The sequence below is a fragment of the Streptomyces sp. NPDC056948 genome, from assembly GCF_042674225.1.
GTDB classification, from domain to species: domain Bacteria; phylum Actinomycetota; class Actinomycetes; order Streptomycetales; family Streptomycetaceae; genus Streptomyces; species Streptomyces purpurascens.
Genome location: NZ_JBHUQX010000417.1, coordinates 1 through 8,178, shown reverse-complemented (window position 1 = coordinate 8,178; position 8,178 = coordinate 1). Strand labels below are relative to the sequence as shown.

At 74.4% G+C, this 8,178-nt stretch carries 5 protein-coding genes; 1 reads left to right on the top strand and 4 read right to left on the bottom strand.

Annotated features, from left to right (window positions below; all coding sequences use genetic code 11):
- Positions 1-28: 28 nt before the first annotated feature.
- The 4 genes from ACFTZL_RS36650 to ACFTZL_RS36635 all read right to left on the bottom strand — a co-directional run bounded on the left by ACFTZL_RS36650 (position 29) and on the right by ACFTZL_RS36635 (position 5,213).
- Entirely contained in the window at positions 29-655 is a 627-nt protein-coding gene (locus ACFTZL_RS36650) for an LPXTG cell wall anchor domain-containing protein (RefSeq protein ID WP_382592242.1), read from the bottom strand.
- A gap of 289 nt (positions 656-944) precedes the next feature.
- Positions 945-2,051, bottom strand: coding sequence for a peptide chain release factor 2 (prfB, locus tag ACFTZL_RS36645; protein ID WP_382500001.1), 1,107 nt, complete (start codon positions 2,049-2,051; stop codon positions 945-947).
- Between the two features lie 100 nt (positions 2,052-2,151).
- Positions 2,152-3,399, bottom strand: coding sequence for a serine/threonine-protein kinase (locus tag ACFTZL_RS36640; RefSeq protein WP_382592239.1), 1,248 nt, complete (start codon positions 3,397-3,399; stop codon positions 2,152-2,154).
- A 122-nt stretch (positions 3,400-3,521) separates the two neighbouring features.
- A complete protein-coding gene (locus ACFTZL_RS36635) occupies positions 3,522-5,213 on the bottom strand; it encodes a serine/threonine-protein kinase (protein ID WP_382592236.1) in 1,692 nt (563 codons plus the stop codon).
- A 364-nt stretch (positions 5,214-5,577) separates the two neighbouring features.
- Here ACFTZL_RS36635 and ACFTZL_RS36630 point away from each other — a divergent pair.
- The coding region (locus ACFTZL_RS36630) for an FHA domain-containing protein (protein WP_382592233.1) at positions 5,578-8,178 on the top strand (2,601 nt) is incomplete at its 3' end.

Below are 8,178 nucleotides of genomic sequence, written 5' to 3'. Positions count from 1 at the left end.
CCCACGGTCCGTACGGACGTGGCTACCGTCAGGCGGCAGCCCCGCCGCGGCCGCCCACGAGGCGCGGCAGGAGGCGGAAGCCGACACCGCCGGCGATCATCGTGGCGGCGCCGATCACCAGGAAGGTGGTCTGCGCGGCACCCGTCTCGGCGAGCTCCGCGCCGTTGCCCTGGGCCTGGGCCTGGCCCTGCGGGGCCGCCGGGGTGGAGTCCGAGCCGGTGTCCGTGATGGAGGAGGAGCCCTCCTCCTGCGGGGAGGTGCCGCCGTCGGGGTCGGTGTTGTTGCCGCCGCCGTTGTTGCCACCGTTGCCGTTGCCGCCGCCGTTGCCGTTCCCGTTACCCGGGTCGGTCGGCGCGTCGGTCGGGTCCTCGGTCGGCTCGGTGGGCTCGTCCGTGGGCTCCGTCGGCTCGTCCGTGGGCTCCTCGGTCGACGGCGGGTCGGTCGGGAGGTCCGTGGGCGGGTCGGTGGGGATGTCGGTGGGGACATCCGTCGGCGTCGGGATCGGAGTGGGCGACTCGTCGGCGCAGAGGATGCCGAGCAGGCAGTCCTCGGTCTCCGCGGCGGATGCGGCACCGGCGGCGGTCAGCGAGGCACCGGCCGCGATCACGGCGCCGGCCGCTATCCGTGCGACACGGATCCGCGTCTTCTTCGTCATGTGGTTGCTACCCCCAGTAGCTCGTCAGTGAGGCAAGGCTCGGGGCTGCGATCGACAGGGCGGCTGCGGTGAAAAAAGCCCCCCGGTTCACATGCGCCCCAGAGACACGCATGCCGCGCTTTACCCTTCCCATTTTTCAAGAACACGTCAAGGGCGTTTGCGGGCGCCATGTCCAACTCTGAGGGCTATGCGGAGAGTCGAACTCTGTGAGTGTGATGTAAAACCCAGACATCCGGGCACAGAAAAGGCAACTGCCGCACTCGCGTCGGCAGTTGCCTTGTCGACAAACTTACTTCTCCTGCTGCTTGCGCCAGCGAATTCCGGCCTCGAGGAACCCGTCGATCTCGCCGTTGAACACGGCCTCGGGGTTGCCGACCTCGCACTCGGTGCGCAGGTCCTTGACCATCTGGTACGGGTGCAGCACGTACGAACGCATCTGGTTGCCCCAGGAGTTGCCGCCGTCGCCCTTGAGGGCGTCCATCTTGGCCTGCTCCTCCTGGCGGCGCCGATCGAGGAGCTTGGCCTGGAGGACGTTCATCGCGCTCGCCTTGTTCTGGATCTGCGACCGCTCGTTCTGGCAGGAGACGACGATGCCGGTGGGGAGGTGGGTGAGGCGCACCGCGGAGTCGGTGGTGTTGACGCCCTGGCCGCCGGGGCCGGACGAGCGGTACACGTCGATCCGCAGTTCGGACTCGTCGATCTCGATGTGGTCGGTCTGCTCGACCACGGGCAGGATCTCGACGCCCGCGAAGGAGGTCTGGCGACGCCCCTGGTTGTCGAAGGGCGAGATGCGCACGAGCCGGTGCGTGCCCTGCTCGACGGAGAGCGTGCCGTACGCGTAGGGCGCCTGGACGGCGAAGGTGGTCGACTTGATGCCGGCCTCCTCCGCGTACGACGTCTCGTAGATCTCGGTCTTGTAGCCGCGCTGCTCGGCCCACCGCAGGTACATGCGCTGGAGCTTCTCGGCGAAGTCGGCGGCGTCGACGCCGCCGGCCTCGGCGCGGATGTTCACCAGGGCCTCACGGGAGTCGTACTCGCCGGAGAGGAGGGTGCGGACCTCCATCTCGTCCAGCGCCTTCTTCACGGCGGCGAGCTCGGACTCGGCCTCGGCGCGGGTGTCCGGGTCGTCCTCCTCCTCGGCCATCTCGAAGAGGACGCCCAGGTCGTCGAGGCGACCGCGCAGGGCCTCGGCCTTGCGCACCTCGGCCTGGAGGTGGGACAGCTTGCTGGTGATCTTCTGCGCCTCATCGGGGTTGTCCCAGAGGGACGGCGCGGCCGCCTGCTCCTCGAGCACGGCGATGTCTGCCCTCAGCTTGTCGAGGTCCAGAACGGCCTCGATCGACTCCATGGTCGAGGAGAGGGACTTGAGCTCTTCGGATACATCGACGACGGCCACGCCTCCAGCGTAACGGCTCCGCCCGGCGGCCATCGCCGGGCGGGCGGGGCCGACAGTCCGGGGAGACCGCGGACGGGCCGCCCCCGCGCTCCGGGCCGGGTCAGGGCGACTGCGGGGCCGAGTTCCTCGTGTCCTGGGGAGGGGTGCTCGCGTCGTCGTCCGAGGTGGACAGCCACGCCCCGACGCCGATCGCGGCGACCAGGACGATGGCGGCCGCTCCCAGCGCCACGCGGCGCCGCCGGGCCGCGGCGCGGTTGCGGGCCGAGCCCGGCCGTGGAGTGCCCGACGTGCGCGGGGCACGAGCCGTGCCGTGGGCGCCGCCGGCCAGTTCGTCGGGGGCGGGGACGCGCATCGAGGTGTGGGTGTCGCGGTTGGAGTCGGCCGGTTTCGCGCCGGGCACCAAGGGGACCGCGCCGCGCCGCCGGACCCGCTCCCCGGCCGGAGCCGGTCGGGCCGGCTGCTCCTCCCGCTCGGCCTCCTCCTCGGACTCCGGGTCCGGCTCGTCCACCTCCAGCGGCGGCATGCCCGCCAGCATCGGCAGCAGCTCCCGCAGCCGCGCCCCGAGCTCCGAGGCCCGCAGCCGCGAGGCCGGCGCCTTGGCCAGGCACTGCACGAGCAGTTGCCACAGCTCGTCGGGGATGCCGGGCAGCGGGACGACCGTCTCCGTGACGTGCCGGCGCAGGACCGCGCCCGGATGGCCGCCGCCGAACGGGGTGAAGCCCGCGAGCAGCTCGTACAGCACCGTGGCGAGCGCGTAGATGTCGACGGACGCGCGCGGGGGCAGGCCCTCGACGATCTCCGGGGCGAGGTAGTCCGGCGTGCCGATGATCTTCGTGGCCTTGGTGCGGCGCGGGGTGTCGATGAGCTTGGCCACGCCGAAGTCGGTCAGCAGCGCGCGGTGGGAGCCGCCGGGGCCGAGCGGGCCCTGCATGTCCAGGAGCACGTTCTCGGGCTTCACGTCCCGGTGCACGACGCCCGCGGCGTGCGCGGCCGCCAGCCCGTCGGCGATGTCGGCCGCGATCGCCACGGCCGCCTCGGGCGGCAGCCGGCGTTCCCGCTCCAGCCGGGTCCGCAGGTCCGTACCGCGGACGAGGTCCATGACCAGCGCCAGGTCGTTGCCGTCCACCACCAGGTCGCGCACGGACACGACGTGCGGGTGCTCCAGGCCGAGCAGCGCCGTCCGCTCCTGTACGAAGCGTCCGACGAGTTCCTGGTCGGACGCGAGGTCCTCGCGCAGCAGCTTGATGGCGACCGGGCCCTCGGGACCCTCGCCCAGCCACACCGTGCCGGCGCTGCCCCGCCCCAGGATCTGGTGGGCGGTGTACCGGCTGCCGATCTTCCGTGCCAAGGCTGCTCCTACCGACGCGTGTTGTCGCTAAAACTACGCGCAGGAGGAGCCAACCTTCACCGCCCGGGCGGAAATCACCCGCCAGGTGTCGACAAATCACCAACCCCGCATGCCGGTTCGGGTCAGTTCGTGCCCGAACTGCCGCCGAGCTTCTCGATCCAGCCGGTCACCGTGCTGAACCAGTCGGTGAGCTGGTCCCAGTAGCCCTTGCCGGTGCCGATCCACTCCTGGAGCGGGCTCAGTTCCCAGATCAGCCAGCCGGCGACGAACAGGATGACGATCGTGAAGAGGCAGCCCTTCAGACAGCCGAGCCCGGGGATGCGCATCGGGTTCGCGCCGCGCTGCCGCGGCTGCCGGGGCTCGCGCTGCGGCTGCTGGGGCTGCTGCGGCTGAGGAGGCGGCGGGGGCGGGGCGTAGCGCTGCGGCTGCTGGGCCTGATGCTGCGGGGCGTACTGCTGGGGCTGCTGCTGCGGATGGCCGTAGCCGGGTCCGGGCTGGGGCTGCCGGCCTCGCTGCGGAGGCTGCTGCGGCCGGGCGACCTGGCGCTGGGGGCGGCGGCGCAGCGGGTCCTGCCCCGGGTCGAGGTAGTTCTGGACCTGCGTCTGCTCGTTGCGGTCGCGGGCGGCCCGAAGCTGGTTCTGCCAGGGGTGCGGGTCCTCGGGCCCGCCGCCCTGGCCCTGCTGGCCGGGGTGGCCGGGCGATCCCGGCGGGACCGGCGGCATGACGGCGGTCGGGTCGGCCGCGCCCCGGTGGGGCAGGACCGAGGTGGGGTCGGCGGCGCCGGCCGGGCCGCCGGTGTGCGGCATGACGCTGGTCGCCGCGTTCGGGTCGTACGAACCCGCGCCCTGCGGGAGGACCTGGGTGGGGTCGGCCCCGCCGGACATGTCCGGGACGGGCGCGGGCGCCGGGTCGGGCGCCAGGAGCATGCCGACGCCCTCGGCGGCGGCGATCTGCGCGGAGTTCGCGTGCACGCCGATGCCCTCGGCGACGACGCGCAGGCCACGGGCGAGGTTCTCGGCGCTGGGCCGCTCGTCCGGGTTCTTGCGCAGACAGCGCTCGATGACCGTCCACAGCGGGTCCGGGACGGTGGAGGGGCGGCGCGGTTCGGCGCTCAGGTGCTGGTGCAGCACCTCGAGGGCGGAGCCGCCGGCGAACGGCGGACGGCCGGTGACCAGCTCGTACAGCAGGATGCCGGCGCCGTAGATGTCGACGGCGGAGGTCTGCGGACGGCCCTCGGCGCCCTCGGGCGCGACATAGGCGGGGGTGCCGACGAACTCCTGGGTGCGGGTCAGACCCGGGGAGTCGGCGAGGCGGGCGATGCCGAAGTCGGTCAGCAGCGGGTGCATCCGGCCGTCGTACTGCTGGAGCAGGACGTTCGCCGGCTTGAGGTCGCGGTGGACGACGCCGTCGGCGTGACTGGCGGCGAGCGCGTCGGCGATCTGGGCGGTGAGCAGGGCCGCGGCGACGGGGCTGAAGGGGCCGTTGTCGCGCAGGTAGTGGTGCAGGTCGGGGCCCTCGACGAGGTCCATGACCAGGGCCAGCAGATCGCCCTCGACCACCAGGTCACGGACCCGGACGATGTTCGGGTGGGTCAGCCTGAGCAGGACGGAGCGCTCCCGGAGGAACCGCATCACGACGTCCGCGTCGTTGGCCAGCTCCTCCTTGAGGACCTTGATGGCGACGGTCTCGCCGGGCTGCCCCGGCACGGCCGCCTCGGCGCCCGCGGTCTCGCGCTGGCGGGCTCGCCAGACGGTGCCCGTGGCGCCGCGTCCGAGCGGCTCCTCGAGCAGGTACTTGCTGCCTACCGGCCGCACGTCATGCGCTCCCTGCTGCTTGCCTTGCCTGCTGGCCTGTGTCCGACCCACTGTAGTGCCGCTGTGCCGGGGACCGGGGTGTCGGCTTTCTGTGGGTCTTACGTAGCCGCTCTCACATCCGTTCGAAGCAAAGACGCTCACCTCGGTCTTGTGGTTGCTGGTAACGAACGTGACTGATCTCAAGACGTCGCCTGTGGGTCATCTCTCAGGCACTTTTGCGGGCAGAGCCGACCAATCAAGATCACCTTTTCCCGAGCGAGGGGCGCGGTGTCAGTGGCAGGTGCGAGGATGCCTGCAGTATTGGCCGACGTGCTGGGGCGGGGTGGGGGACTCCGCGCCCGGGCAGAAGGGACCGCTGACGGCGATGCAGATCCGGCTGACCGTCGTAGACCCGCTGGGCCCGTCGGCGCCGGCGCAGGGCCGCGCTCCACGCAGCGACGTGCTGGTCACAGCGCCCGCCGGTACGGCGCTCGCGGCGGTGGCCTCGGCGCTCGCCCAGGTGGTCTCCGGCGGTGACGGCTCGGGCACCGTGGTGCTGTACGCCGGGGAGCAGCGGCTCGACGCCCAGCGCTGCACGCTCGGCGAGCCCCCGCTGACCGACGGCGCGGTGCTGTCCGTGGGCGCGCCGGGCGAGCCGGAGCCGCACCCCGAGCTGGACGACGCCCCGGCCCAGCTCCAGGTGGTCGCCGGCCCCGACGCCGGCGGTGTCCATCTGCTGCACGGCGGCGAGATCCGCATCGGCCGCTCCGCCGACGCCGACGTGCCCCTGGACGACCCGGACGTCTCCCGGCTGCACTGCGCGGTGACCGTGGGCGCCGACGGCCGCGTCGCGGTCGCCGACCTGGACTCCACGAACGGCACGACGCTGGACGGCCGGCCGGTGGGCAGCCGTGTGGTCCGGTTCGCGCCCGGGGCGCTGCTGCGGATCGGCGAGTCGGCCCTGCGGCTGGCTCCCGCCGGAGGACCGGGCGCCCGGGTCGGCACGACTCCGGACGGTGAGGGGCACGTGCGTGTGCCGGGTCCCGCCGGGGGCGACACAGCGCCCCCCACGCGCGCGGCGAACCCGACACCGGCCGGCCCTACGCGGCACGCCTACGGCTCGGCGGCCTGGGGCACGCCGGGCACTGCCGGGCAGGGCTCCGTCGACTCGGCCGTGGTGCCGGGGCAGGGCGGGGCACCCCGGGCCGAGAGCAGAGCCGCGGAGGGGCCGGGGTCCGCTGAGCGTGGGCGGTACCCGGGGCCCGCACAAGGCAGGTCCGGTGCCGTGCCGGGTGCGCGGGGGCGGCGTGTCTCCGGTGCCAGGGGCGACGCGGCTGCCGTCTCCCCTGAGGACTCCACGCGCGGGGCCTCGCCGGACGGCGCGATCCGGGCCCCCCGACAGCGCGGTGCCGCCGAGGGCTCGTCGTCGCCCATGGCCTCCCCGGAGGGCCCGCGCGGTGCGTCGCAGGCGGGGTTCGGTGCCGGGGACACCCATGTGGGGCGCTTCGGGGTGCGGGACCTGGGCGGGGCGCCGGCCGACCGCAGGGCCGACGGTGCCGGTCCGGGACGGGACGGTCGTTCCGGTGACGGCCTCGGCACCCCGGCAGGATCCCCGGACGGCTCCCCGGCCGAGCCTTCCGGACGCGGGCGCAAGGGCACTCCCCTCCGGGGGACCGACATACCGCAAGGGGCCCGCAGGCGTGGCGGGCTCGGGGCATGGGCCCGGCGGCTGGCCGGAGGGCGCGGCGAGCAGGAGCCGGACGCGCGCGCGACGTACGAGGACGAGCCGGCCGGCGCGACGGCGGAGCGCTCGGCCGTCGTGCCGACGGCGCCGGAGACCTGGCCGGATCCGGCCACACTGCTGCTGACGGCACTGGGTCCGGGGCCCCGGCTGTGGGAGCGCGGTCCGGGCCACCCGGAGGCGCTCGCGGTGCGCCTCGGCACGGCCGACCGGACGGTGCCGGACGGCTCGGGCCTGCTGCCCGCGGTGCCGGTGACCGCCGGGCTGCGCGAGGCCGGCGCTCTGGGTCTGGCCGGGCCGCGGGCGCGGCTCGGCGGGCTGGCCCGTGCCCTGCTGGCCCAGCTCACCGCGTTGCACTCCCCCGACATGCTGGAGATCGTCCTGATCGCCGCGGACCGCTCCCGCCCTCTGGAGGAGCGCACCGCCGAGTGGTCCTGGCTGGGCTGGCTGCCGCACGTCCGGCCCGGGCACGGCCAGGACTGCCGGCTGCTCCTCGCCCACGACCGGGAACAGGCCGCGGCCCGCACCGACGAGCTCCTCCGCCGTCTGGAGGACCAGCTTGCTGAGGCGGGGCCGGGGAGCGCGGAGCCGCTCACCAGCACCCCCCTGGCTTCCACCGGAGAGCCCTCCACCGGCCACCGGGCCCTGGACGACGCCCCTGGTACCGAGGCTTCCGTCCCCTTCCCCGGCCCGTTCACCGTGCTCGTCGTGGACGGCGACCCCGGCGGGGCCGATCTGCGCGAGGCCGTGGCACGGCTGGCGGCGGAGGGCCCCCGGGCCGGAATACACGTGGTGTGTCTGGCCGAGACGGCCGCCGCCTCCCCGGCCTCGCCGGTCACGGAGACGTACGAGGCGGCCTGCGCGGTGTCTCCGACGTTCCGGCAGTGCGGTGCGGTCGCGCTGCTCAGCGGGGACGTGGCGACGGCGCTGCGGCTGATGCGCGTGGCCCGGGCCGGAGCGGGCTCCGCTCCGGCCGGTCACGGCACCGTCGCCACCGTCGACGCCGTCTCCCCCGCCTGGGCCGAGCGGTTCGCGCGGGCGCTGGCACCCCTGCGGACGGACGCCGCGACGAGTGAGCGACAGCCGCGCGTCTCCGCGCCGCTGCCCCAGGCGGCCCGGCTGCTGGACGAGCTGGGCCTGGCCCGGGCCACCCCGGCGTCGCTGATGGCGCGCTGGGCGGACGCGGCCGACGACGCCGACGCGCTGGGCGGCCGGGTGCGCGCGGTGCTGGGCGCCGGGCCGCGC